We start from the raw sequence: 24304 nt of genomic DNA, 5'->3' as shown, positions 1-24304 counted from the left end.
CCGCGTCAGCCGGCCTGCGCGGAAGCCCGATGCTTCAGGCGCCAGACCGTGCTGTGCTTGATTTCGGCATCCTCCAGCGAGCGCGTCACCGGCACGGCATAGCTGGCCAGCGGTTCCAGCCGGTCTTTCGGCAGGTAGCTGCGGCCAGGGTCGCCGATCAGCACCTGCGTCCCTCGTGACGAAAGCTCGCTCAGCCAGGCGATCACGCTTTCGGCCATCGTCCGCTCGTAACAGACATCGCCGGCACAGACGACGTCCCAGCCTTCGTCCCGGCTAACGAGATCATCGAGCCGTACCGTGACCGCGACCCCGTTCGCGGCGGCGTTGAGCGCGATCGCCTCCGCCGCGAAGGCGTCGATGTCGCATGCCTCGACGCTGGCTGCTTCTCCCTTCGCCGCGGCAATGCCGACGAGGCCGGATCCGCTCGCGAAATCCAGCACGCGCCGGCCCCGCACGATTGCGGCATCGTCGAGCAGGTAGCGCGCCAGCGCCTGACCGCCGGCCCAGGCGAAGGCCCAGAAGGGCGGCGGCAGGCCGATCGTCGCCAACTCGTCCTCGGTCTTCTGCCAGAGTTCCGTCGCCTCCTGCGCGACATGAAGGCTGATCTCAGGAGCATGCGGCACCGGCAGGAGCGTCGTGTGCTCCAGGATGAAGCCGCGCCTGTCCAGCAAGGCGACGGGCGCGCTCATGCCGCGACATCCGTGGTCGGTCGGCTGAGCAGGCTGCGATAGAGCGCCTTGACCGCATTCATGACGTCGCGCTCGGTATGCCCGTCGATCAACCTGGCCCGAGCGCTGGCGCCCATCCGCTCAGCCAGCGCCGGGGCTCGCGACAGCGTGATCAGCGCCTGGGCGAGGGCGGCGGCATCGTCCACCGGCACCACCATGCCGTCCTGCCCGTCGCGCACGAAGCTGCGGCAGCCGGGAACGTCGGTCGTCAGGATCGGCCTGCCGCAGGCTGCGGCCTCCAGGATGGTGCGCGGCAAGCCCTCGCCACCGCGCGAGGGCAGGATGCAGAGGTGATGTCGGCGCCAGACGCCCTCGATGTCGCGCGTCGGCCCGGCCCAGGTGATGCCGGGTCGCGACGCCCACTGCTTCAGCGTGTCCTCGGGGATCGCCTTGGGGTTGGAGGGATCGGGCGCGCCATGAATGGTGAGTTCGACCCGCGCCCCTTCCGCCCGCGCCAGCTTGACCGCCTCGACCGCGAGGTCGACCCCCTTGGACCAGAGCATGCGGGCGACCAGCGCGACCTTGAGCGGCGGCGTCGCCGGCATCGGCTCCGGCATCAGGATCAAGGGATCGACGCCCGCACCGCCGACGATCGCCACCTTGCTGGCGTCCTGCGGGTCGAGACCGAGCGTGACTGGGTCGTCCGGGTTCTCGAACAGGAAGCGGACCTGCGGCCCGTCGATCGCCCCTCGCAGCCATGTCGTCGCCGCCAACCTTGCCGCAGCCGCGAGCGCGTCCTGCCTGGCCCCGAGGAAGCCGAGGCCCGTCAGCGCGTAGACCCGTCGATCGACGCCGGCGAGCTTGCCGGCCAGCCCGGCGAGCGCGATCGGCTTCAGCGCGATGCAGTGCAGGACGTCTGGCCGTTCTGCCTCGATCAGCCGTCTCAGCGCCAACACCTGGCGAAACAGTGCCCGCGGATCGAGGCTGCGGCGCTCCGCCTCAAGCGCGATCAGCCGGGCGCCTGTCGCCTCGATGACGCGGCGGTGATGCCGTTCACGCGCGATCACCGCGACATCGAAATCGAGCTCGCGCGCAGCCCGCGCCATTGGCAGGAAATGCGAAGCGAAGAACCAGTCCTCAGTCGCGACGAAGAGAAGTTTCGGTCGGGGCATGGCGCGACATCAGTCCGATGCGGCGCCGAAGGTCAAGCGGCGGCTGCATCGAAAGCCCGCCAGGACAGGCGTTTGACACCACGCCTTGATGCATCGGGCCGCCGACGTGCTAGGCTTCGATCGGGGTGGAGACAGAGATGGACCGATCTTCGAGCCGATCGCCGCTGGAAGCCTTCCCGTCGGCCGTGGCCAGACTGCGTGCGGCGCTCGCTCATGTCGCCAATGGCGATGTCGGGCCGATCAAGGCCATCTGCTCGCATGCCGACGACGCGACCAGCATGTATGGCTGGGGCGGCTACGAGAAGGGCTGGAGCGACATCTCCAAGCGCTGGGACTGGGCCGGACAGCAGTTCAGGGGCGGCACCGTAAGCCACAGCAATCTCACGACCATCGTCGGAACCGAACTCGCCTACACGACCGACATCGAGACCTTCAACGTGACGCTTCCCGGCATGGAGAAGCCGACGCAATGGACCAACCGGGTCACCCACATCTTCCGCTTCGAGGAGGGTGGCTGGCGGCTGCTGCACCGCCACGCCAACCGGCTGGAACGGCAAGCCGAACCGGTGCAGCGCGTCGATGGCGACGCCAACGCGACAAGTCGAACCTAGGGGCCCACGTCCCGATCCGCAGCCTTCAAGGCCGCGAAGCGGTGACCGGCAGGGCGCGCGCCAGCGCCGCGGGGGCATCGATGCGGCCGGCGCCATAGACGGGATCGCGCCCCCTCGAGCCGAGATCAATCGCACTTTCGGTCAGCAGCCGGCGCATGCCGGCCGGATCGAGATCCGGCCGCTTTTCCAGCACCAGAGCGACCAGCCCGGAAACATGGGCGGCTGCGATGGACGTGCCGGACGAGAAGGCGTAGCGCCCCTGCGGCTCGGCCGCGAGCACGTCGACGCCCGGCGCCGCGACCGCGACATAGGCCCCGCGATTGGCCCGTGCGAAGATCTTGTCGTCGGCATCGGTGGCGGTGACCGCGATCACATTCGCGTCGGCGCCCGGATAGAGCGGCGCAGCGCCGGGTCCGCCATTCCCGGCGGCAGCGACCGCGATCACGCCCTTGGCCGCGACCCCGGCGAGGCCCCGCGACAGCAGCCGGTCTTCAGGGCCGGCAAAGCTCAGATTGATCACGCGGGCGCCCTGGTTCACGGCCCATTCGAGTGCCGCGATGATGTGCAGGCTCGTGCCGCTGGCCGAAGCCGAGCTGGCCCGGCCCGAAAAGGCCCGTGCCACCAAAAGGCGGGCTGCCGGCGCCACGCCCTGCAACTGCCCCTGTGCGACCATCGCCGCAGCCATCGCGGTGCCATGCGCATGCGGGATGAATTCTTCGCCGAGCGCGTCGTAGAGACCCGTGACCGCCCCTCGCAGCTCGGGATGGCTGACGTCGACGCCGGAATCGATCACGGCGACGCGGACCGCATTGCCACGCGCGAGCTTGTGGACATCGCCGAGCCTCAGCTTGTCGACGACATATTGCGGCGGCAGTTCGCGACGCGGTGCCGGCGTCGCCCGAACGGCGGCGGGGTCCGACAGCCGCAGCGTCGGCACGCCGGTCCCTGCTCCGCCGGAAGCGGTCGTGCTGACCTGCTGCGCCATCTCCTGCTGGAGTTCGTAGGTGAAGTTCGGCTGCGCGCCGGCGATAGCGTTGTCGTCGGCCATCTGCGTCAGCACGGCGCGCAGGTCGCGGCCCGCTTCCAGCCGGGCGCGGATGATCGTGGTCCCGGCGAGCTCGACCCTCCGACTGGTGATCAATGTCGCGCCATAGCGCCGCAGCACGGTGTCGGCCTGGGCATCGGGAGCGAGCTCGAACAGGATCTCGCCGGGAACGAAACGGTTCTCGTCGGCAGCCGGGACGACGGTGCGCGAACGCTGCGGCCCAAACGGGAATTGCCATGCCGGCGGCGGCACGGTGATCGTTCGGGTCTGGCCCGACGAACCGGCGGGAGGCGTATTGCCGCCCCCCGGACCGGGTTGCTGGGCAGAAGCAGGAGCCAGCGCGAGCATCAGGGCGACGCAGCCCCCGCCGGCCAGCCGCAGGGCCGAGGCAGCGCGAAGACAGGCGAGATGGCGGGGCAACGTCATGATGCGCTCTCCCGATATGATCGGATGCAGCGACGGCTTACCAGAATGGTGACCGTCCGTCACCGGCCCGGCGCCGTCACGGCGCCGGCGCGACGAACCTGACGATCGCGGCCTCCGCCTTCATCCGCGCCGCGATCGCGTCGAGTTGCGCCTGTGTCAGCGAGGCATCGCCGACGCGGACCTTGAAGTAGCCGTTGGCACGGGGGCCATCGACGACCGAGGCGTCGAAGCGCTTGAAGAAGGAAGCGATATCGCCGGCACGCGCATCCGTGGCGAAGCTCAGCAGCACATAGCGCTCGGAAGATTGCGAGGGCGCCGAAGCCGTCTCGAAGCCGGTCCGGTCGCGCAGGGCGATGCTGGTCAGCGCCGCGCCCTGGATCGCGATCAGCGCGCAGGCCGCAGCTCCCGCCCAGGCCAGCCGGCGCGGCGGCTGAGACGCGAGCAGGTTACCCAGGCGGCTCATGAAGCCACCCTTGGCGGCCGCGAGCAGGCCGACTTTGCGCGGCTCTGCCTCCATCCCGGCCATCAGCCGGTCGAGGGCGCGCGGCGACGGCGCTCCAAGGCTCTCGTTGAACAGCGTCGTCTCGGCCATATCGTCGCGGATGATGTCGAGCCGCTGGGCGAGCTCCGGATCAGTGGCCAGAGCCGCCTCGATGCGAGCCTTGTCGGCAGCCGAGATCCGGCCATTGGCATAGAACGGCAGCAGCAGTTCGAGTTCCGCGCGCTTCGGATCGGTCGCGATGGCGTCGGTCATGACTGAGCTCCAGAACGGCTCGATTGATGGCGGCAAGGCATCGACGGAACGCGACGAGGCGGGTTCAGGCTCGGATCGGCCTTACGGCCATCCCCGGTCGATCCCGGCGGTCTTGAGCAGCTCGCCCAGCTTCTTGCGGGCATGGAAAAGTCGCGTCTTGACCGTGTTCTCGGGAATGCCGACGATTTTCGCGACCTCCTCGACGGAGCTTTCGTGATAATAGACGAGGTCGATGACTTCCGCATGCTCGCGGGAGAGCTGACCGAGGCAGGCGCGGATGGCGAGACCTTTGTCCTGCTTCTGCATGACGACCTCGGGGTCGTCGGCCTCGTCCTCGATGCTTTCGGCGAATTCGTCGTCGAGGCCGGCGTCGCGGCGCTTGCGCAAGGCCGAATAGGACTTGTTACGCGCGATCGTGAGCAGCCAAGTCGTGACCGAGGAACGTCCCTCGAAGCGGTCGGCCTGCCGCCAGAGATCCATGAAGACGTCACCGGTCACATCCTCCGCCATCGTCTCGTCGCGCAACAGCCGCAGCGAGAAGCGATAAACCCGCGTCTGGTGCCGCGAAAACAGCACCTTCATTGCGAGCCGTTCGCCCCCGGCGATGCGCTTGACGAGTTCTTCGTCCGATTCCGTATGCATTGCCCTCGAGGCCTGACATCCGGCTCGCAAGGGATGGTCGCAGCGAGCATGGAAAAGGTTCAACCGGCAGCGAAATAATTCGGGCTGCGGCGACTTTCCATACGTCATCGCCAGCGATGGTCAACCGGAAGTGACGCCGATGCCGTCGGAACATGCGAAAACGCGCCGGCGATCCTGCGCCAGCGTCGATATCGGGGCGTTCATGGTGGTTTTCAGCGGCGGGCGCCGCGACGGCTAGGCCGCCAGGCAAACGCAGCGCCACCGCTCCGTGCGCCAGGGTGAAGCGGCAACACGGGCGGCAGGCAAGGCAACGGGAGCAACCGCCCCCGGTGTCGGGAGGTCAGCGGCGGCCTTTGCCGGCAGAGCGCATCTGCATGTACTGGACGGCCTCGAGCAGCACCTTGCGCGGGCGCTCGGCATCGCGCTTGGCCTGCTCGGCCTTGCGCGCGGCTTCGCGCGCCAGCTCGGCGATGCGCTCTTCCTCGGCGATGCGGGCACGCTCGATCTCGGCGAGGCGCTCCTGCTCGGCGCGGATTGCGGCCTTCTCGGCCTCGCGCTCGGCGCGGGCTGCGGCGATGGCCTCGCGTTCCGCGCGTCGCTGCTGCATGATCGGGTCATCCGGACCGGGCCTTGCCTTGAATCGCTCGAGGAGCGCCTTCTTGGCGGCTGCCGAATTGGCCTGACGATCAGTGAAGCTGCGGTCGTTCGGGTTCTTCAAGGGTTGCCTTCTCTCGGGTTGTCACGGGCGCGATGTCGGCCCGCGTGGGCGCAATAATCCAAAATGCGCCCGGTGGGTATCGAATTCAGCGCGGCGCGGATGCGCTTCCAGCGCGTACCGGCCTGGGCTTGGGCTTCGGCGCGGCGATCAGGCCTTCGCGCTGCATCTGCTTGCGGGCGACCTTGCGCGCACGGCGGATGGCATCGGCCTTCTCGCGAACGCGCTTCTCGGACGGCTTCTCATATGCCGAACGCCGCTTCATCTCGCGGAACACGCCTTCACGCTGCATCTTCTTCTTCAGTACCCGGAGGGCCTGGTCGACATTATTGTCGCGAACGAGAACCTGCATGTGTCTCTCCTGCGGTTAGAGTATCGGCCCGAAAAGTGCGCACCGGCTCTCGGAAAGCCGCTGCGAAACTCAAACAGCCAGGAAGAAAAAAGGGCCGGGCATAATTCCCGACCCTTCGTCGCGCCGCGTCATCGAGGCGTTGAAATGGCGGGCGCCAGTACATCCGTGGTCGCCCTGCCTGATCTCAATGCCCGCCGACGCGGCTTCCGTCTCACTCGGCGCGGAGCTGGTCGGCCGACATCTTACCCGAACGCTTGTCCTGCGTCAGCTCAAAGGAGATCTTCTGACCTTCCCTGAGATCCCGCATGCCAGCGCGCTCGACGGCGCTGATGTGGACGAACACGTCCTGGCCACCATCATCCGGCTGAATGAAACCGAAACCCTTGGTCGAATTGAACCACTTGACTGTACCGACGCTCATGACGAACCCTTTCACGGCATTATTGTGGGGCGCGCGAAGGAGTTCACGCGCCGGCATATTCGAATTTTACCGGGAAGGTCATCAGCAGGCGCATTGCACATGCGCAGGGCCAAGTCGTTCACGAGGCCAAGTCGCTCGGCCCAAATATCGACCCACCCCATATGGGCGCTCGAAACCTCATTGTCAATGCAACCGCCGCGCGAATGCAGGCCGCGCGCGGCGGCCACACGGTTCAGACGCTTTACAATGACGCGCTTTTCGCCAACAGGCTGCCTTCGAGATCGCCAACCCGTCCGTTCCCTACCCGTGCAGACGTCCTCGCCCGTGCAGACGCCCTCGCTGAACCAGTTCCGCCGCATCGTCGTCAAGGTCGGCTCGAGTCTGCTCGTCGATCGCGGGCGGGGCCGCCTGCGCCAGGCCTGGCTCGCGGCGCTGGCCGAGGATCTCGCCGAACTGCATCAGCGCGGCGCCGATGTCCTCGTCGTCTCCTCGGGCGCGATCGCGCTTGGCCGCACGGTCCTGGGCCTGCCCTCCGGGCCGCTGCGCCTAGAGGAAAGCCAGGCCGCCGCTGCGGTCGGCCAGATCGCTTTGGCACGAACCTGGTCGGAGGCGCTCGGCCATCACGGCCTGACCGCCGGGCAGATCCTGCTGACGCTGGCGGACACCGAGGAGCGGCGACGCTATCTCAATGCCCGCGCCACGCTCGGCCGGCTGCTCGACCTGCGCGCGATTCCCGTCATCAACGAGAACGACACGGTCGCGACCAGCGAGATCCGCTATGGCGACAATGACCGGCTCGCTGCCCGCGTCGCCACCATGGCAGGCTCCGACCTGCTCGTTCTGTTCTCCGACATCGACGGCCTTTACACCGCCCCGCCCGCCCGCGATCCGCAGGCGCGGCATATCCCGCTGGTCGAGAAGATCACGCCCGAGATCGACGCGATGGCGGGCGGGGCAGCGTCCGAGCTCTCGCGCGGCGGCATGCGCACCAAGATCGAAGCCGGCAAGATCGCAGCCGCCGGCGGCACCCATATGCTGATCGCCGACGGCCGGCCGAAGAACCCGCTCGGCGCCATCATGGCCGGCGGGCGCTGCACCTGGTTCCTCACCGCGTCGACACCTGCGACCGCGCGCAAGACCTGGATCGCCGGCTCGCTCGAGCCGCGCGGGGCGCTTCACGTCGACGCCGGCGCGGCCCGCGCGCTACGTGGTGGCGCGAGCCTCCTGCCGGTCGGAGTCAGCCGGATCGAGGGTGACTTCGCCCGCGGCGACGCCGTGCTGATCCGCGACCCAGAAGGCCGCGTGCTTGGCCGCGGGCTCGTCGCCTATGATGCCAGCGAGGCCGGCCTCGTTCTCGGCAAGGCTTCGCGCGACATCGAGGCGATCCTCGGCTATCCCGGCCGCGCCGAAATGATCCACCGGGACGACATGGCGCTCGGCGTCGGCTAGGGTTGCACCGCAATGGCGTTTGGCAGGGTGGAAATGACGAGCGATAGCGCGCGCCGCATGGTCTCGACAGGCAGCGAGGCCCGCATGGACGACGCGGCTGGCGACGTCTCCACGCAGATGCGGGCCCTGGGACGGCGCGCCCGCGCTGCCGCGCGGCTGATCGCGCTTGCACCGGAGGCGCGACGCAACGCCGCACTCCGGGCCATGGCCGCAAGCCTGCGCGACCGCGCCGGCCCGATCCTGGCGGCCAATGCGCTGGACCTCGCCGAGGCCCGCGCCGCCGGCCAGAACGCGGCCTTCATCGACCGGTTGCTGCTCGACGCCGGCAGGCTCGACGATGTCGCGACGGCCGTCGCCAGCGTCGCCGGCCTGCCCGACCCGTTGGGCCGGGTTCTGGCTTCGTGGACGCAGCCCAACGGCCTGCGCTTCGAGCGCGTCGCAACGCCGCTCGGCGTCATCGCAGTGATCTTCGAGAGCCGCCCGAACGTCACCGCCGATGCCGGCGCGCTATGTCTCAAGAGCGGCAATGCCGCGATCCTGCGCGCCGGCTCGGACAGCTTCCGCACCGCGACCGAAATCGCCGTCGCCCTGCGTGAGGGCTTGGAGAACGCCGGCCTGCCGAGCGACGCGATCCAGCTGGTGCCGACGCGGGACCGTGCCGCCGTCGGCGAGATCCTGAAGGGCCTCGACGGCAATATCGACGTCGTCGTGCCGCGCGGCGGCAAGAGCCTGGTCGCTCGCGTCCAGAGCGACGCCCGGGTGCCGGTCTTCGCCCACCTGGACGGCAACTGTCATGTCTATGTCCACGCCGCGGCTGATCTCGCCATGGCGCGCGAGATTGTCCTCAACGCCAAGCTCCGACGCACCGGCGTCTGCGGCTCGGCCGAGACCCTGCTGGTCGACCGGGCCTGCGCGCAGACGCATCTGCGCCCGCTCGTCACGGCCCTGCTCGACGCCGGCTGCGCGGTGCGCGGCGACGGCGAGACGCAGGCGGCCGACGCCCGCACCACGCCGGCGAGCGAGGAGGACTGGGCGACGGAGTATCTCGACCGGATCATCGCCGTGAAGGTCGTCGCGGGGCTCGATGAGGCCATCGCCCATGTCGAGCGTTACGGCTCGCATCATACCGATGCGATCGTCACCGCCGAAGAGGTAGCCGCCGCGCGCTTCCTGGCGGAGGTCGATTCGGCGATCGTGCTGCACAACGCCTCGACCCAGTTCGCCGACGGCGGGGAATTCGGCTTCGGCGCGGAGATCGGCATCGCCACCGGCCGCATGCATGCGCGTGGGCCGGTCGGCGTCGAGCAGCTCTGCTCCTTCAAGTATCGCGTCCATGGCAACGGCCAGATCCGACCGTGACATATGATCCCGCGGCGACGCGCACTCCTCCCGTGACGACGGACCATCTGCGGCTGCCCCCGCATGCTCCCGGGCTGCGCATCGGGCTGTTCGGCGGCACCTTCAACCCGGCCCATGACGGCCACCGCATGGCCAGCCTGACGGCACTGCGTCGGCTCCAGCTCGACCGCGTCTGGTGGCTGGTCACGCCCGGCAACCCGCTGAAGGACAATACCGCCCTGCCCTCTCTGGCGGAGCGTATTCGGTTCAGCCGCAAGCTCGCTGACCATTCGCGCATCCATGTCACCGGCATCGAGGCGAAGCTGCGCACCCGCTACACCGCGGACACTCTGCGGGCGCTGAAGCGGCGCTGCCCGGGCGTGAATTTCGTCTGGATCATGGGCTCCGACAATCTCGCCAGCTTCCACCGCTGGAACGAGTGGCGGGCCATCGCCCGGATGATGCCGATCGCGGTGATCGACCGGCCCGGATCGACCCATAGCTCGGTCGCGTCGCCTGCCGCCAACTGGTTGTCACGTTGGCGAATTTCGGAGAGTCAGGGCGCCGCGCTCGCCCGCACGAAGCCTCCGGCCTGGATATTCCTGCATGGCCGGCGCTCGGATCTGTCGTCGACGATGTTGCGCGAACAGGCCGAACGCGATTGAATTTTGGGCCGATCCGGGGTATTTTTACATAGTCGCGCCGTGAGCGCGTCGAACATGTGAGGATACGGAACTGAACCGTTCAACCCTTGGCGAAGCCGAGCCGAAGCCGCTTCCCAACGCCGCTGTGTCGGAGAACCCCTCTGCCGACAGCGTAGCCCTCGCACTGCACGTTCTCGAAGATATGAAGGCCGAAGACGTCACGGTCATCGACCTGGTCGGCAAGACCTCTCTGGCGGATGCGATGATCATCGCTTCGGGCCGTGTGAACCGTCACGTCGCCTCCATCGCCGATGCTCTGATCGAGGCGATCAAGAATTCCGGCCTGCCGGCGCCCAAGGTCGAGGGCATGCCGGCCTGCGACTGGGTGCTGATCGACACCGGCGACATCATCGTCCACGTCTTCCGGCCGGAAGTGCGCCAGTTCTACAATCTCGAGAAGATGTGGGGCGCCGACAGGCCGAACGAACGTCTGGTCAGCTGACGACCAGGCGCGAGCCTGGGCGAAGCAGCCAGACTGATTGAAGCAGGTAGCATGCGCCTTGCCCTGATCGCCGTCGGCCGCCTCAAGGACGGTCCGGAACGCGAGCTCTGCGAGCGCTACCGCGAGCGTGCGGCCACGCTGGGGCGCGGCCTCGGCCTGGCCGGGCCCGAGATCATCGAGATCCCCGAAAGCCGCGGCCGAAGGCCCGACGAGCGCAAGCGCGACGAAGCCGCCGCCATCACGGCAAGACTGTCTCCCGGGCTGGTGATTGCGCTCGACGAGCGCGGCAAGAGCCAGAACAGCGACGCCTTCGCCGCCCGCATCGCAGCCGCCAGGGATGCGGGGACGGCTTCCGCCAGCCTCGTCATCGGCGGTGCCGATGGCCTCGCCGAAGAGATCCGTGCCGCTGCCGGCCTGACGCTCGCCTTCGGCGCGCTGACGATCCCGCATCAGCTGGTGCGGGTGCTCGTCCTCGAACAGCTCTACCGGACGATGACGATCCTGGCCGGACACCCTTATCATCGCGCATGAGCCCTTTCCGGCATCTGATTCGCAGGTCGCGAGCCGGCACGGCCTGGCGCCGTAGCGCCCTGCTGGTCGCCTTGTCGCTGTCCTGCGCCCCGGCATCTGCCCAGCCCCAGACTCCTGACCCGGACGCGCTCGCCCGCGAGGCGATGCAGAAACTCGTGGAAAAGCAGGCGCGCGAAGCCGAACTCAAGGCGCTCGAGCAGCGGCTCGCCGGCAATGCCGAGGCACGCGCCAAGCTCGAGGCCGAGATCGCCGCCATCCGCGCCGACCGCGCCGCGCTCAACAAGGCCCTGCTCGATACCACCGCCCGGGCCCAGGGCGCCGAGCAGCGCGTCAGCACGCTCGAACAGAGGCTTGCGCTGCTGCAGTCGAGCGAGACGGCGATCCGCCGCTCGCTGGAAGGCCGGCGCGGGCTGATCGCCGAGGTGCTGGCCGCCCTGCAGCGCATCGGCCGGCGCCCGCCACCGGCCGTGCTGGTGCGCCCGGAGGACATTCTGGAGGCGGTACGAGCCTCGATGTTGCTCGGCGCCGTCGTGCCCGACCTGCGTCAGGAAATCGAAGTCCTCGGCACCGATCTCGCCGAACTCGTCCGGTTGCGCGAGGGCATCGCCAATGAACGCAAGGCGATCTCCGCCGAGATGGAACAGCTCGCGGGCGAGCGCCAGCGCCTCGCCTCGCTGGTCGAGGCCAGACGCGCCCGCGAGGCCAGCGCGACCAAGGACGCCGAGACCCAGCGCGGGCAGGACAGCGAACTCGCCGCCCAGGCCCGCAGCCTGCGCGATTTCGTCGAGCGCATGGAGAAGGAGATCTCGGTCGCGAACCGTGCCGCCGAGCAGGCGCGCCAGGCGCTCGAGAACGAGACGAAGGAACAGCGCCAGCGCATGGCGGCTCTGGCGTTCAAGGACCCCGCCCGGCTCAGCCCCAAGATCGCCTTCGCCGAGGCACGGGGCTTGCTTCCCCTTCCCGCGGCAGGATCACAATTGCGTGGTTTTGGCGATTCCGACGGTGCCGGCGGCACAACGCGCGGAATTTCGCTGGAGACACGCCCCGGCGCCCTAGTTTCGGCGCCTTCGGACGCTTGGGTGGTTTATGCAGGGCCGTTCCGGTCATTCGGGCAACTCTTGATCCTGAATGCGGGCGGGGGGTACTATATGTTGCTAGCCGGCATGCAGCGGATCGACGTCGCGCTGAACCAGTTCGTCCTCGCGGGGGAGCCGGTTGCGGTCATGGGCGAAACGTCGGAAGCTGCTGCGACGATCGTAGGTTCGGGAGCCGGGCAGCCGGTTCTCTACATTGAGTTCAGAAAAGACGGTGTTTCGGTCGACCCGGCGCCGTGGTGGACGAAACCGCTTGGCGAAAAGGTTCGCGGATGATGCGCAAGGTTTCTCTCGTTTTCGCCGGAGCCGTCCTCGGCGCGGGCCTGACCGGACTGGTCACGCAGACGCGCCTGCTGACGTCGACCAGCGCGGTCGCAGCCTCGGCCGAGGTCTACCGCAGCCTGAACCTGTTCGGTGACATCTTCGAGAAGATCCGCACCGACTATGTCGAGAAGCCCGACGAGCAGAAGCTGATCGAAGCCGCGATCAACGGCATGGTCTCGTCACTCGACCCGCACTCGTCCTATCTCGACGCCAAGTCCTTCCGCGACATGGACACCGACATGCGCGGCCAGTTCGGCGGGCTCGGCATCGAGGTCACGATGGATGACGGCATCCTCAAGGTCGCCAAGCCGATCCGCGACACGCCCGCCTTCAAGGCAGGCATTCTTGCCAACGACATTATCACCCAGATCGACGGCCAGGAAGTGAAGGGCCTGTCCCTGACCCAGGCGGTCGAGAAGATGCGCGGCATCATCAACACCCAGGTCAAGCTCAAGGTCGATCGACCGGGCAAGCCCGAGCCGCTCGAATTCACGCTGACGCGCACGACCATCGTGGTTCCGGCCGTCGAGGAGCGTGTCGAGGGCGATGTCGGCTATATCCGCATCGGCACCTTCAGCGAGCAGACCTATGAGGGCCTGCGCAAGGCGATCGACAAGGTCAACGCCGATATCGGCGCCGACAAGATCAAGGGCTACGTCATCGACCTCCGCAACAACCGCGGCGGGCGCCTCGACCAGTCCGTGCTGGTCTCCGACGCCTTCCTCGAGCGCGGCAAGATCGTCTCGACGCGCGGCCGCAACGCCGAGGAGACTCAGGTCTTCAATGCCAAGACGGGTGACCTGACCAAGGGCAAGCCTGTCGTCGTGCTGATCAACGGTTCGTCCGCCTCGGCGGCCGAAATCGTCGCCGGCGCCCTGCAGGACCACAAGCGCGCGACCGTCATGGGCACGCGCTCCTTCGGCAAGGGCTCGGTCCAGACCGTGATCCCGCTCGCCGGCAATGGCGGCCTGCGCCTGACCACCGCGCGCTACTACACGCCGTCGGGCAACTCGATCCAGGCCAAGGGCATCACCCCGGACATCGAGGTCGTCCAGGACATTCCGCCGGAGCTCAAGGACAAGCTCGCCGAGAACAAGGGCGAAGCGGCGCTGAAGGGCCATCTGAAGGCCGGCGACGGCAAGGACGAGCAGTCCGGCTCGGCGTCCTATGTCCCGAACGACCCGACCAAGGACACCCAGCTGATCGCGGCGCTGAACCAGATCCGCGGCGTCAAGAAAGACGCTGCCGCTCCGGCTCCTGCGCCGTCGACAGAGGCCCCCAAGCCGAACTGAGCCCGAGCCGAACGTACGGCGAGACAGCTTCGCCGTCACGGTATGCCGAGTTCTCGGCGGGAAAGGGCGACAGGGCGCGCGGGAGGCTGTCTGATTCGATCCGAATCTGACAGACTCTCGCATTGCGGGTCACTGATTCGGGTCCGCTTCGCATGCTTGAGGACGGCTTCGCTTGGCCGGAACGCCGCTCAATGAGCTCAACCGGCCGCTCGGCCAGGACCGCGCCACGCCCCCGGGCAAGCCATGGGGACGCTGGATTTCGTTCGCCTGCGTCGGCGCAATCGGCCTGATCTGGGCATCGATCGCGCTGATCGTCGCCATCCGCCGCGATCCCGATGGCGGCGAACCGATGGCCACCGCCCTGATCGAGACGCGCCCCGCCCCCGCCCAGACCGCTCCGGCCGCGTCGCAGCCGGAAGCGACGCCGGTTGCGCGCGCGCAGTCCAGTGCCCGCCAGCTCGAAAGCGAATCCGGTGTCACCGTCGTGCGGCCGGGCTCCGACGCGCCCGGCGCCATCGTCATCACCATCCCCGACAACCCGACGGCAGTGAAGCTCGCGGCGGCCCCCGACAAGCGCCTGGTCGAGCGCACCCGTCACGGCCTCTTGCCCAAGCTCGGCCCCGATGGCGCGACCCCGGCTCAGGTCTATGCCCGCCCGCTCGGCCCGCCGCCGGCCGGCAAGGTCGCCGGTCATATCGCCATTCTGGTCGGCGGCCTCGGCATCAGCCAGAACGGCACGGCCGACGCGATCAGCAAATTGCCCGGCGCCGTCTCGCTCGCCTTCGCTCCCTATGGCGCGGAGCTGGAGCGCACCGTCCAGCGCGCCCGCAGCGAGGGCCACGAGGTCTTCCTCCAGGTTCCGATGGAGCCGTTCGACTATCCTGACAACGATCCGGGCCCGCACACCCTGCTGACCGGCCCGAAATCGACCGACAACATCGACCGGCTGCACTGGGTGCTCGGCCGCTTCACCGGCTATGTCGGCATCGTCAATTTCCTCGGCGGGCGACTGACGTCGGATGACACCGCCCTATCCCCGATCCTGCGCGAGCTCGCCGGGCGCGGACTGATGGTCGTCGATGACGGTTCGTTCCCGCGCAGCCTGCTCGCCTCCTCCGCCGCCCGCGCGCAGATCCCGGCGATGAAGGTCGATCGCGTCGTCGATACGGTCGCCCGCCCCGATGCGATCGACAAGGAACTGGCTGGCATCGAGGCCATGGCGCGCGAACAGGGCGTCGCCGTCGCCAGTGCCAGTGCCCTGCCGGTCTCGATCGAGCGCATCGCGCGCTGGGCCCAATCGCTCGAAGGCAAGGGCCTGGTGATCGTGCCGGTCAGCGCGGCGCCCAGCCTTCGCGGCCCGAAGACGACCGGATCCCTGAGATGACGAAAGCTCCGATGACGAATGCGCCGCCGGAAGGCTATCGTCCCTGCGTGGGGCTGGCCCTGTTCAACCCCCAGGGCCTCGTCTTCGTCGGGCGGCGGGCCAACAAATCCCTGCGCGAGCATGTCGCGGAAGGCCATGAATGGCAGATGCCGCAAGGCGGCATCGACAAGGGCGAAACGCCGCTGCAGGCCGCCACGCGCGAACTGCAGGAGGAGACCAACGTCACCTCCGTCTCCCTGCTGGCCGAGGCCCCCGGGTGGCTGAGCTATGATCTGCCCACCGAGATCGGCAAGGAGGCCTGGAAGGGCCGCTGGCGCGGCCAGGCGCAGAAATGGTTCGCCTTCCGCCTGACCGGCCCCGAGAGCGAGATCGACATCGAGACGCCGGCCGGAGGCCACAAGGCCGAGTTCGACGCCTGGCGCTGGGAGCGGCTCGACAGGACGCCGGCGCTGATCATCCCGTTCAAACAGGGTGTCTATCGCGAGGTCGCGACGCTGTTTGCGCCCTTCGCGGCCGTCTGACGACGCGGTTCGCCACGAAGGAAGCCGACATGCAGTTCGACAGCGATCTCGGGCCGGTCTCCCCGGCCCTGCGCGAACGCCTCGCTCCCGGCGGAATTCTGCGCGCCGGCATCAACCTCTCCAACTTCCTGCTGGTATCGGCCCGGACCGAAGATGGCGGCCCGGCCGGCGTCTCGCCCGACATGGCCCGCGCCATCGCCGACCATCTCGGCGTCGCCTTGCGCTATGTGCCCTACGCCTCCCCGGCCTTGCTCGCCGATGCGGCGGCGCGGGACGAATGGGACATCGGCCTGATCGGCGCCGAACCGCAGCGCGCCGAGTCGATCGCCTTCACGCCCGCCTATGCCGAGATCGAGGCGACTTATCTCGTACCGGCAGGCTCCCGCCTGACCAGCATCGCGGCGGTCGACGCGCCAGGCGTGCGGATCGCGGTCACCGGAAAGACCGCCTACGGCCTCTGGCTCGACCGCAACATCCGTGAGGCCGAGCTCGTCCGGACGGCGACGATGGACGAGACGCTAGCCGATTTCCGCGACCGCAACCTCGAAGCTCTTGCCGGCCTGCGCGCCAGGCTGAACTCGGATCTGACGGAACTTCCGGGCGCACACATCCTCGATGGGCGCTTCATGGCGGTACAACAGGCGATCGGCGTCCCCCGCAGCCATGATGGCAGCGAGGCCGCTATCGCCTGGCTGACGCGCTTCGTCGAACGCGCCAGGGCCTCGGGCTTCGTCGCCGAACTGATCCGCAAGCATGGCGTCCATGATCTGAGCGTCGCCCAGAGCTGAGCAGGGTTGATTCCCGCCGCCTCGCGGCCCACCCTCCGGCCCTTCCGGAACCGGCTTTCCGCTTCGCGGGTTGCCGTGGCGGCTGCCATGCCGGACCAGTGAAACAGATAGGAGTTTCAGCGTGCAGGACGAGATTTGGACGCAGCTTGCCGATCACCGCGAAGCGACAAGCGAGCGCGATCTGCGCACGCTCTTCGCGCAGGACAGCGCACGCTTCTCCAGCTTCTCGGCCCGGCTCGACGACCTGCTGCTCGACTATTCCAAGACTGCCGTCACGTCCGACACGATGGCGCTGCTGCTGAAGCTCGCCCAGGCCGCCGATGTCGCCGGCAAGCGCGATGCCATGTTCGCGGGCGAGGCGATCAACACGACCGAGAAACGCGCCGTCCTGCACACCGCCCTGCGCGCCCCGGCGGGCAGCCGCGTGATGGTCGAGGGCGTCGATGTGATGCCGGAGGTCCATGCCACGCTGGACCGGCTCGCCACCTTCGCCGAAGGCGTACGCAGCGGCTCGATCGCCTCTTCCGACGGCAAGCCCTTTACCGACGTCGTCAATATCGGCATCGGCGGCTCGGATCTCGGCCCGGTCATGGCGACGCTGGCGCTGGCGCCCTATCACGACGGGCCGCGCCTGCATTACGTCTCGAATGTCGACGGCGCCCATATCGCCGACACGCTGGCCAAGCTCGATCCGGCACGCACGCTGGTAATCGTGGCCTCCAAGACCTTCACCACCATCGAGACCATGACCAATGCCGCGACTGCCCGGCGCTGGATCGCCGGCGCGCTCGGGGAGAAGGCCGTCGGCGCCCATTTCGCCGCGGTCTCGACCGCGCTGGACAAGGTCGGCGCCTTCGGCATCGCGCCCGACCGCATCTTCGGCTTCTGGGACTGGGTCGGCGGGCGGTATTCGGTCTGGTCCGCCATCGGCTTGCCGGTGATGATCGCAATCGGTGCCGAGAACTTCCGCGCCTTCCTCGCCGGCGCCCATGCGCTAGACGAGCATTTCCGCACGGCCCCGCTCGAGCGCAACCTGCCGGTTCTGCTCGGTCTGATCGGTATCTGGCACCGCGATGTCTGCGGCTATCCTGCCCGCGCCATCCTACCCTACGACCAGCGCCTGCTGCGCCTGCCCGCCTATCTGCAACAGCTCGACATGGAATCGAACGGCAAGCGCGTCCGCAAGGACGGCTCACCCGTTACCCGCGCGACCGGCCCGCTGGTCTGGGGCGAGCCCGGCACCAATGGCCAGCACGCCTTCTACCAGCTCCTGCATCAGGGCACCGACACCGTGCCCTGCGAGTTCATGGTTGCGGCCGAGGGGCATGAGCCGGAGCTGGCCCAGCATCACCGCCTGTTGCTCGCCAATTGCCTGGCGCAGAGCGAGGCCCTGATGAAGGGCCGCACCCTCGACGAAGCGCGCGAGCTGCTCGCGAAGCAGGGCGTCGCGCCTGCGGCCATCGCCGCGCTCGCTCCGCACAAGGTCTTCCCCGGCAACCGCCCCTCGCTGACGATCGCCTATCGCAAGCTCGACCCGTTCACGTTCGGCCGCCTGATCGCGCTCTACGAGCACCGCGTCTTCGTCGAGGCCGCGATCTGGGGCATCAACGCTTTCGACCAATGGGGCGTGGAGCTCGGCAAGGAGCTGGCGACGGCCCTGCTCCCGGTGATCGAGGGCAAGACGCCTGCGGACGCCCATGATTCATCGACCGCTGGCCTGGCGCGCTATCTCACGGCCAGCGCCTGATCCGGAACGGGCTTCGTCGATGCAGGCAGCGGCAGCGGCTAGCTCATCACCAGCCCGCCATCGACATGCAGTGTCTGGCCGGTGACGAAGCCGCTCCAGTCGGAAGCGAGAAAGAGCACCGGACCGGTGACGTCCTCGACTGCGGCGATCCGCCCGAGCGGAGTCTGCGCGATCAACATCTCCTTGACCGCCTCGCGGGTCTTCGCGCTCGCATCGGTCGGCCAGACGAGGCCGGGGGCGACGCAGTTCACCCGGATACCGAGCGGCCCGAGCTCAGTCGCGAGATTGCGGCTGAAGCCGACCAGCGCAGCCTTCGCCGTTGTGTAGTCGTGATAGGCGATGCTCGGCCGCGCCACGAGATCGGTCGCGATGTTGACGATCGAGCCCCGGCCACGTCGCCGCATCAGGGGCAACGCGGCCTGGCAGACATTGTAGGTCGCCTTCAGCGCACCATCGACCTGCGCCTGATAGGCCGACCAGGGCGTCTCCCAGAAGCGTGCCCGGTTGTCGGGATCGAAGACGTAGGGCGCGAAGGCATTGTTGACGACCGCGTCGAGCCGGCCGGCCTCCTCGGAGACGCGTGCCAGCATCGCCTCGACCTCGCCGGGGATGGTGACGTCGGCTGCGATTGCGAGCGCCTGTCCTCCGGCCGCCTGGCACGCCTCGACGACCGCCTGCGCCGCAGCCTCGCTGCTGCGGTAGTTCACGATCACCGACCCGCCCTCGGCGGCGAAGGCCTTGGCGATCGCCGCACCGATGCCCCGGCTCGCGCCGGTGACCAGGATCGTCCTGTCGCGGAACTTCATGATGCCACGCTCACGGGATCAGATCGGACTTCACCACCTGCCCGATCTCGATCGGCTTTCCGATCAGTCCGAGCTTGTGGAAGGTGTCTGCGCCCTTCTGCATCAGCTCCGGATCGAAATGGCCGAGGCCCTTCGCGTTGGTCGTCGGCGATACCGTCGAGATATTCCGCAGCTTGATGATCTCGAGGTTCAGCGCCTCGTCGCGGCCATTGATGGCACGCGTAACCGCAATCTTTGCCGCTTCCTCTGGCTTGGCGATCATCCAGGCGGCACTGTCGCGATAGGCTTCGAGGAAGCGCTTCAGCAGCGACTTCTTCGCCTCGTAGGTCGCCTGCGTCACGACGAAGATGTCGCTCGGCAGGTTGAGATGATCCTTCACCTCGATCACGTCGAAATCGGCCAATCCCTTCGCCTTGGCGACCAGGAGCCCGGTATCGGTCGCCGCCGTAGCATCGACCTGCCCCTGGATCAGCGGCGCGAAGTTGAGCAGGCCGGTGACTTCGATGGTCGCGTCCTGCTCGGTCAGCCCGACCTGGTGCAGCAGCACCTGCAGGTTTTGCCGCGTACCGCTCGACAGCGAGTAGACGCCGATGCGCTTGCCCTTCAGATCGGCCGGCCCCTTGATGCCCTTGGCCTTCGGCGCGACCACGTTGAAGACGTTCTGCGGATAGATGTTGTAGATCGCGACCAGCTTCTCGCCCTTGTCGAGCGCGAGATAGAGCGCGGCGGGATCGGTGAAGGCGATGTCGGCCTGCCCTGCCAGCATGTTCTGGATCGCCGAGCCGCCACCAGTCCCTGGCACATAGCCGAGATCGATCCCTTTCGCCTTGAAGAAGCCCTTGTCCGGCTCGGCCAGGAGGTTGGTGATCTCACTGATCGGTTGGCTCCAGCCCGCGACGGTGACCTTGTCGAGGGGCTGGGCATGGGCTGCGCCAAGGCTGGATGCGCCGATCAGCGCGGAGCAGAGCAGCAGCAATCGGCGGCGTGAACCGTGGAACATCGAACTATCCTTTCAGATGGTGGCGCAGCAGCAGCCGCTCGGCCAGGAGCGCCGCCTGGTAGAAGGCCATCCCGAGCAGCGTGATCACGATGAAGAGCGCAAACATCAGGCTCGAATCCATCACGCTCTGGGCGGCGATGATCGAGGCACCGAGGCCCGCACGGCCGCCGATAAACTCGCCGACGACGGCCCCGACCAGCGCCAGCACCACCGCGACGCGAAATCCGGCAAGGATCACCGGGAGCGCACTCGGCAATTTCAGGCGCAGCAATGTCTGGAGTCGGCTGGCGCCCAGCATGCGGAAGAGCTCGCGGCGGGCCGGATCGACCTGCGACAACCCTGTCAACGTGTTCTCCATCAGCGGGAAGAAACAGATCAGTGCCGTGATCACCACGGTCGGCGCCATGCCGAAACCGAACCAGATGATGAAGAGCGGCCCGAGAGCGAGCTTCGGCACCACCTGGCTCGCGACGATGTAAGGGTGCAGCAGGCGCCGCAGGAACGCAGCTTCCGCCAGCAGGATGCCGACCCCGAGCCCGACCACGCAGCCAAGCGCGAGACCGAGCGTCATCTCCGTCGCGGTGATCCTGAGATGCGGGGCAAGCCGCCCCGTCGCGATCTCGCTCCACAGCGTCACGAAGACCGAGGATGGCGCAGGCACGATCAGCGCCGGCACGCCGCCGAGCCGGCACCAGGCCTCCCAGCCCGCCAGCAGGGCGAGCAGCAGCAGGGCCGAGGCGAGGCGGACAGTCATGGCGCCGCATCCATCGCCTGCCGCAATTCGCGGCAGAGGGCGTTGAAGGGCCGATCGTAGCGCATCTCCCGGCTGCGCGGGCGCGGCAGGTCGATGCGCATCTCGTGATGCAGCCGGCCCTCCGCCATGATCGCGACGCGGTCGGCGAGATAGACCGCCTCGGTGATGTCGTGGGTGACGAAGAGCACGGTCGTCGCATTGAGCCCGCACAGCGCCAGCAGATCGTCCTGCAACTCCTCGCGCGTCAACGCGTCGAGCGCCGCGAAGGGCTCGTCGAGCAGCAGCACGTCGGGCTGGGCGATCAGCGCCCGGGCGACGGCGACGCGGCTCTGCTGGCCGCCGGAAAGCTGGCTCGGATGGCGCTGCGCATAGCCATCGAGCGACACCAGCTCCAGCAGCGACAGGGCTCTTTCGCGATCCAGCGGGCGAAGGCGACGCTTCAGCGACAGCGGCAGTAGGACATTGTCGAGCACGCTCAGCCAATCCAGCAGCGTCGGCTGCTGGAAGACGAAGCCGATGCGGGACCCCGGCGCGCCGAGCGTCGCGCCATCGATCCGCACCGAGCCCTGGTCGGGCAGCAGCAGCCCGGCGGCAAGTTTCAGCAGCGTGGTCTTGCCGCTGCCGCTGCGGCCGACGAGGCAATGGAAGGCACCGCGTGGGATGATCCAATCGACGCGGTCGACGATGGCCGGCTCCGCACCATAGCGGTAGCTCGCCCCCTCGATCGCAACGAAGGCATCCCGTACCGGCTCAATCGACATAGGGAGCGAACCCCTCGGCGGCGAGCTCGGCCGATTGCTCGATCTCGGTGATCGTCACGAGGTCGAGCAGGTTGAAGCGACCGTCATTGTGCCAGCCGGCTTCCGGCGCGGTCATATGCCCGAGGGCCGAGATGCGGGTCACGCCCGCGTCGCCGAGCAACGCTGCGATCCGGAACAGCTCTTCCGGCGTGGCCGCAACCGCAGCGCTCTGCAGGAAAGCCCGGAATGGCGCGACCAGCGGCACGACCGCATCGAGGCAGTCCACGGCGACGACCTTGAGCGTGCGGTTCAACCCGCTCGGCGCCAGCGTCTCGGCCGTCTCGGCATAAGCGACGCTCCACGCATCCGCCGCATCGCCCAGAATCCTGCGCCCCGCATCATCGAAGCCACGCATCTCCTCGGCATTGCGCCAGGCCGCGACCCCGGCCGCCTCCGCTACCGACAGCGCCCGGCGCGGATGTTTCCGCGCGAAGTTCGCCAGCTCCTGCGAGACCTGCTCGGCGAATTCGCGCGGCGAGACCTGGCCGCCGCGCTCGGCGAAGACCATCTGTGGGGAGTAGCAGCCCTGCTGCTCGTAGCGCATCACGTCATGTGCGCACTGACGGGCCAGCGGCCGCGCCTTGCGCGTGTCGAGCGCCCGTGCCGAGACGACGCCGAAGCCGATCTTGTGGCCATGCGGCAGGAAGCGCACCGAGACCGGGACGCGCTCCCGGATCGCCGCCAGAGCCGCATTGCCGCCATAGGCAATGACCGTGTCCGCCTGCTTCAGCCAGACCTGTTCGCTCGTCGCGTCGCCACCCTTCCACCAGGTGATTGCAATGCATTCCCCGAGTCTCGGATCGATCTCGGAGAGGATCTGCGCGAACCAGCCCGCCAGCAGCGGCTCGGCGCTCGCGACCTTGCCGACATTGCCCGCCTTCACCAGCAGCCCCGAGATCAGACTCCAGAGCGGCAAGCCGGGCACGTTCCCGGCCCAGATATGCACCAGCAATTCGGGTCCGTAGGCCCGCGCGAAGCCACCCTTCATTGCCGGCTGGAATGCGTCGAGCAGGCCTGGATTGGCGAAATCCTCGGCAAGGAAGCGCTGAAGCTGCGGCGCCCGGAAGGTTCGGAGATAGCCGGAAAGCCCGAGCCGGACCGTCTCCCGATCATAACCGGTCACGACCGGCAGCACCGCTTCCGCCTTGCGGCGCCACGGACCATCGCGGTCGAGCAGGCGCGCCACCGCCTTGTCGATGGTCGCGACGATCTGCGTGACCGGCAGAGTCTTGAGATAGCCGCGCGCATTCTCCCGGACGCGGGACGCCAATGCGACGCTCTGCGCTTCCGTCAGCTCGGGCACGCGAACCTCGGCAGTCTCGCCCCAGGCGGCGAAGCTCAGGGTCCGCCACGCGACCTCTTCGGCCGAGAGCCCCGGCAGATGCCCGGCATGTTCGATCACGATCTCAGCCTCGCGCCGCCCTGAGGAATTCTTCGACCGCGAGCGAGCACCCCTTGGAATCGGCGCCGTCGACACGGCCGAAGAGCTTGAAGCCGCCCGCGACGATGACGCCGGCATCCTCGGTCAGGATCGCCGAGACGCAGTTGAAATGGGCGAGGTCGTGATGCACCAGCACGCCGGTCGCTCCCTCCGGCAGATCGCGCCCGCTCACCGGATCGACCACCCGGCTGCGGATCCAGTGCGGCCCCGACTTCACCGGCGGGCAGATCGCATTGCCGTCATCGTAGAACTGCGTGCTGAGCTCGGTCATGCCGTACATGTTGATGCAGAGGCTGCGCGGCACGCCGAAGGTCTCGGACAGCGCGTCATAGAACGCATCCGCCCCCATCTCGCGCGACTGGCCTTTGAAGCCGCCGGTATCGAGGATCCGGCTGCCCTCAGGCAGCACGAAACGCTTGCCGGCCGCTCCCAGCGCATCGAGCAGATGCACGCAGCTCCAGCTCGCGCCGAGCAGGGCGTAGGGCGCCCCCGAAACCTGCGCCCGCTCCAGCGCCGCAATCGTGCGGTCCAGGTCGAGCCCGTCCGGACCGATCAGATACGCGCTCGCGGGTGTGCCGCATTCGCGCTTGGCCAGCGCGAGGTAATGCGCCAGCGACGAGTTCGGCATCGCCTCCTCGTCGGGGAACAGGATGCCCATCTCGATCCGATCGAGGCCCTGCATGAAGCGCTGGCGGAAGTTCACCAGCATCGAGCGGTCATAGACGGCGAGAGTCGGATGATAGCTGCGCCCCTTCACCCCTTGCGTCGTGCCGCTGGTCATGAAGACGCGCTCGGCCGCCTCCGGCGCGCAGCAGCTCAGCGTCAGATCCTTGAAGGCGGTGATCGGCACGGCGGGAATGTCGCGCCAGTTGCGGACGGTGAGCGTCGTGCGCCCGCGCTGGATCGCGAAGCGGCGATAGGGCTGGTTGTGCGCGAACTGATAGGCGAAGACGGCCAGCGCCATCTCCTCGAAGGCGGCCTCGTCAGCCTCGCCCCGATCGATGAAGGCGAGCAATGCCGCGATGATCTCAGCTTCCGTCACGTCAAGCCACGCCTTCCCGACAAGGCCCGAGACGCAAGGCA

At 68.0% G+C, this 24304-nt stretch carries 26 protein-coding genes; 12 read left to right on the top strand and 14 right to left on the bottom strand.

What is annotated here, in order from left to right; genetic code table 11:
* Positions 1–5 precede the first annotated feature (5 nt).
* Together VGN82_RS09985 and VGN82_RS09980 are read right to left on the bottom strand one after the other, a co-directional pair.
* Positions 6–689, bottom strand: coding sequence for a class I SAM-dependent methyltransferase (locus VGN82_RS09985; protein ID WP_327526854.1), 684 nt, complete (start codon positions 687–689; stop codon positions 6–8).
* Positions 686–1840, bottom strand: coding sequence for a glycosyltransferase family 4 protein (locus VGN82_RS09980; RefSeq protein ID WP_327526853.1), 1155 nt, complete (start codon positions 1838–1840; stop codon positions 686–688). Before VGN82_RS09980 ends, VGN82_RS09985 begins: the two co-directional genes overlap by 4 nt.
* Positions 1841–1977: 137 nt before the next feature.
* On the opposite strand from VGN82_RS09980, the gene VGN82_RS09975 reads away from it, so the two are divergent.
* Positions 1978–2451: a YybH family protein gene (locus VGN82_RS09975; protein WP_327526852.1), complete on the top strand. Its 474-nt coding sequence runs from the start codon at positions 1978–1980 to the stop codon at positions 2449–2451.
* A 25-nt stretch (positions 2452–2476) separates the two neighbouring features.
* On the opposite strand, the gene VGN82_RS09970 is transcribed toward VGN82_RS09975, so the two are convergent.
* The 6 genes from VGN82_RS09970 to VGN82_RS09945 all read right to left on the bottom strand — a co-directional run bounded on the left by VGN82_RS09970 (position 2477) and on the right by VGN82_RS09945 (position 6821).
* Positions 2477–3922: a S8 family serine peptidase gene (locus tag VGN82_RS09970; RefSeq protein ID WP_327526851.1), complete on the bottom strand. Its 1446-nt coding sequence runs from the start codon at positions 3920–3922 to the stop codon at positions 2477–2479.
* Between the two features lie 76 nt (positions 3923–3998).
* Positions 3999–4676 carry an anti-sigma factor family protein gene (locus VGN82_RS09965; protein WP_327526850.1) on the bottom strand — a complete coding sequence of 226 codons (678 nt, stop codon included), beginning with the start codon at positions 4674–4676 and terminating at the stop codon, positions 3999–4001.
* Positions 4677–4757: 81 nt separating this feature from the next.
* A complete protein-coding gene (locus VGN82_RS09960) occupies positions 4758–5318 on the bottom strand; it encodes a sigma-70 family RNA polymerase sigma factor (protein WP_327526849.1) in 561 nt (186 codons plus the stop codon).
* Between the two features lie 340 nt (positions 5319–5658).
* On the bottom strand, positions 5659–6036 hold the full coding sequence (locus VGN82_RS09955) for a DUF6481 family protein (RefSeq protein ID WP_327526848.1): 378 nt from the start codon (positions 6034–6036) through the stop codon (positions 5659–5661).
* 85 nt (positions 6037–6121) lie between these two features.
* On the bottom strand, positions 6122–6385 hold the full coding sequence (gene rpsU, locus VGN82_RS09950; protein WP_327526847.1) for a 30S ribosomal protein S21: 264 nt from the start codon (positions 6383–6385) through the stop codon (positions 6122–6124).
* Between the two features lie 211 nt (positions 6386–6596).
* On the bottom strand, positions 6597–6821 hold the full coding sequence (locus tag VGN82_RS09945) for a cold-shock protein (protein ID WP_327526846.1): 225 nt from the start codon (positions 6819–6821) through the stop codon (positions 6597–6599).
* A gap of 309 nt (positions 6822–7130) precedes the next feature.
* Between VGN82_RS09945 and proB the strand changes: the two genes are divergently transcribed.
* From proB to pgi, 11 genes are all read left to right on the top strand, one after another.
* Complete coding sequence (gene proB, locus VGN82_RS09940; protein WP_327526845.1) at positions 7131–8255, top strand: glutamate 5-kinase; 1125 nt, start codon at positions 7131–7133, stop codon at positions 8253–8255.
* 57 nt (positions 8256–8312) lie between these two features.
* On the top strand, positions 8313–9614 hold the full coding sequence (locus VGN82_RS09935; RefSeq protein ID WP_414644260.1) for a glutamate-5-semialdehyde dehydrogenase: 1302 nt from the start codon (positions 8313–8315) through the stop codon (positions 9612–9614).
* Entirely contained in the window at positions 9611–10258 is a 648-nt protein-coding gene (locus VGN82_RS09930) for a nicotinate-nucleotide adenylyltransferase (RefSeq protein ID WP_327526844.1), read from the top strand. Before VGN82_RS09935 ends, VGN82_RS09930 begins: the two co-directional genes overlap by 4 nt.
* Positions 10259–10382: 124 nt before the next feature.
* On the top strand, positions 10383–10739 hold the full coding sequence (gene rsfS / locus VGN82_RS09925; protein WP_327526843.1) for a ribosome silencing factor: 357 nt from the start codon (positions 10383–10385) through the stop codon (positions 10737–10739).
* 51 nt (positions 10740–10790) lie between these two features.
* Positions 10791–11270, top strand: coding sequence for a 23S rRNA (pseudouridine(1915)-N(3))-methyltransferase RlmH (gene rlmH, locus VGN82_RS09920; protein WP_327526842.1), 480 nt, complete (start codon positions 10791–10793; stop codon positions 11268–11270).
* Complete coding sequence (locus VGN82_RS09915; RefSeq protein ID WP_327526841.1) at positions 11267–12640, top strand: murein hydrolase activator EnvC family protein; 1374 nt, start codon at positions 11267–11269, stop codon at positions 12638–12640. Before rlmH ends, VGN82_RS09915 begins: the two co-directional genes overlap by 4 nt.
* Entirely contained in the window at positions 12640–13980 is a 1341-nt protein-coding gene (locus VGN82_RS09910) for a S41 family peptidase (RefSeq protein WP_327526840.1), read from the top strand. Before VGN82_RS09915 ends, VGN82_RS09910 begins: the two co-directional genes overlap by 1 nt.
* A 172-nt stretch (positions 13981–14152) precedes the next feature.
* Positions 14153–15364, top strand: coding sequence for a divergent polysaccharide deacetylase family protein (locus VGN82_RS09905; protein ID WP_327526839.1), 1212 nt, complete (start codon positions 14153–14155; stop codon positions 15362–15364).
* Positions 15361–15885: an RNA pyrophosphohydrolase gene (locus VGN82_RS09900; protein ID WP_327526838.1), complete on the top strand. Its 525-nt coding sequence runs from the start codon at positions 15361–15363 to the stop codon at positions 15883–15885. The genes VGN82_RS09905 and VGN82_RS09900 overlap by 4 nt, the downstream gene beginning before the upstream one ends.
* 29 nt (positions 15886–15914) lie before the next feature.
* Positions 15915–16673, top strand: a complete 759-nt coding sequence (locus tag VGN82_RS09895; RefSeq protein ID WP_327526837.1) for a transporter substrate-binding domain-containing protein — start codon at positions 15915–15917, stop codon at positions 16671–16673.
* Between the two features lie 121 nt (positions 16674–16794).
* On the top strand, positions 16795–18420 hold the full coding sequence (gene pgi / locus VGN82_RS09890) for a glucose-6-phosphate isomerase (RefSeq protein ID WP_327526836.1): 1626 nt from the start codon (positions 16795–16797) through the stop codon (positions 18418–18420).
* A gap of 38 nt (positions 18421–18458) precedes the next feature.
* On the opposite strand, the gene VGN82_RS09885 is transcribed toward pgi, so the two are convergent.
* The 6 genes from VGN82_RS09885 to VGN82_RS09860 are packed head-to-tail and all read right to left on the bottom strand — an operon-like array spanning position 18459 to position 24263.
* On the bottom strand, positions 18459–19226 hold the full coding sequence (locus VGN82_RS09885; RefSeq protein WP_327526835.1) for an SDR family oxidoreductase: 768 nt from the start codon (positions 19224–19226) through the stop codon (positions 18459–18461).
* 10 nt (positions 19227–19236) lie between these two features.
* Positions 19237–20226 (bottom strand): ABC transporter substrate-binding protein, encoded by a 990-nt coding sequence (locus tag VGN82_RS09880; RefSeq protein ID WP_327526834.1) that lies wholly within the window; start codon positions 20224–20226, stop codon positions 19237–19239.
* A 4-nt stretch (positions 20227–20230) separates the two neighbouring features.
* Positions 20231–20980, bottom strand: coding sequence for an ABC transporter permease (locus VGN82_RS09875; RefSeq protein ID WP_327526833.1), 750 nt, complete (start codon positions 20978–20980; stop codon positions 20231–20233).
* Positions 20977–21741 (bottom strand): ABC transporter ATP-binding protein, encoded by a 765-nt coding sequence (locus VGN82_RS09870; protein WP_327526832.1) that lies wholly within the window; start codon positions 21739–21741, stop codon positions 20977–20979. The genes VGN82_RS09875 and VGN82_RS09870 overlap by 4 nt, the downstream gene beginning before the upstream one ends.
* Positions 21731–23182, bottom strand: coding sequence for an acyl-CoA reductase (locus VGN82_RS09865; protein ID WP_327526831.1), 1452 nt, complete (start codon positions 23180–23182; stop codon positions 21731–21733). The genes VGN82_RS09870 and VGN82_RS09865 overlap by 11 nt, the downstream gene beginning before the upstream one ends.
* Before the next feature lie 4 nt (positions 23183–23186).
* Positions 23187–24263: a LuxE/PaaK family acyltransferase gene (locus VGN82_RS09860; RefSeq protein WP_327526830.1), complete on the bottom strand. Its 1077-nt coding sequence runs from the start codon at positions 24261–24263 to the stop codon at positions 23187–23189.
* Between the last annotated feature and the right edge of the window lie 41 nt (positions 24264–24304).

Origin of the sequence: Allobosea sp. (genome assembly GCF_035999205.1) — a bacterium.
Taxonomy (GTDB): Bacteria; Pseudomonadota; Alphaproteobacteria; order Rhizobiales; family Beijerinckiaceae; genus Allobosea.
Note: the sequence above shows the minus strand (reverse complement) of the source record. Positions and strands in the feature narration are given on the sequence as shown.

Bases quoted from the DNA above. Each gene is read 5' to 3' on its own strand.
- VGN82_RS09965 (WP_327526850.1), bottom strand. From the start codon at position 4,676: ATGACCGACGCCATCGCGACCGATCCGAAGCGCGCGGAACTCGAACTG.
- VGN82_RS09985 (WP_327526854.1), bottom strand. From the start codon at position 689: ATGAGCGCGCCCGTCGCCTTGCTGGACAGGCGCGGCTTCATCCTGGAG.
- VGN82_RS09900 (WP_327526838.1), top strand. From the start codon at position 15,361: ATGACGAAAGCTCCGATGACGAATGCGCCGCCGGAAGGCTATCGTCCC.
- VGN82_RS09875 (WP_327526833.1), bottom strand. From the start codon at position 20,980: ATGACTGTCCGCCTCGCCTCGGCCCTGCTGCTGCTCGCCCTGCTGGCG.
- VGN82_RS09870 (WP_327526832.1), bottom strand. From the start codon at position 21,741: ATGTCGATTGAGCCGGTACGGGATGCCTTCGTTGCGATCGAGGGGGCG.
- VGN82_RS09975 (WP_327526852.1), top strand. From the start codon at position 1,978: ATGGACCGATCTTCGAGCCGATCGCCGCTGGAAGCCTTCCCGTCGGCC.
- rlmH (WP_327526842.1), top strand. From the start codon at position 10,791: ATGCGCCTTGCCCTGATCGCCGTCGGCCGCCTCAAGGACGGTCCGGAA.
- VGN82_RS09915 (WP_327526841.1), top strand. From the start codon at position 11,267: ATGAGCCCTTTCCGGCATCTGATTCGCAGGTCGCGAGCCGGCACGGCC.
- VGN82_RS09885 (WP_327526835.1), bottom strand. From the start codon at position 19,226: ATGAAGTTCCGCGACAGGACGATCCTGGTCACCGGCGCGAGCCGGGGC.
- VGN82_RS09935 (WP_414644260.1), top strand. From the start codon at position 8,313: ATGGTCTCGACAGGCAGCGAGGCCCGCATGGACGACGCGGCTGGCGAC.
- VGN82_RS09895 (WP_327526837.1), top strand. From the start codon at position 15,915: ATGCAGTTCGACAGCGATCTCGGGCCGGTCTCCCCGGCCCTGCGCGAA.
- VGN82_RS09960 (WP_327526849.1), bottom strand. From the start codon at position 5,318: ATGCATACGGAATCGGACGAAGAACTCGTCAAGCGCATCGCCGGGGGC.
- VGN82_RS09980 (WP_327526853.1), bottom strand. From the start codon at position 1,840: ATGCCCCGACCGAAACTTCTCTTCGTCGCGACTGAGGACTGGTTCTTC.
- VGN82_RS09910 (WP_327526840.1), top strand. From the start codon at position 12,640: ATGCGCAAGGTTTCTCTCGTTTTCGCCGGAGCCGTCCTCGGCGCGGGC.
- rpsU (WP_327526847.1), bottom strand. From the start codon at position 6,385: ATGCAGGTTCTCGTTCGCGACAATAATGTCGACCAGGCCCTCCGGGTA.
- VGN82_RS09970 (WP_327526851.1), bottom strand. From the start codon at position 3,922: ATGACGTTGCCCCGCCATCTCGCCTGTCTTCGCGCTGCCTCGGCCCTG.
- VGN82_RS09880 (WP_327526834.1), bottom strand. From the start codon at position 20,226: ATGTTCCACGGTTCACGCCGCCGATTGCTGCTGCTCTGCTCCGCGCTG.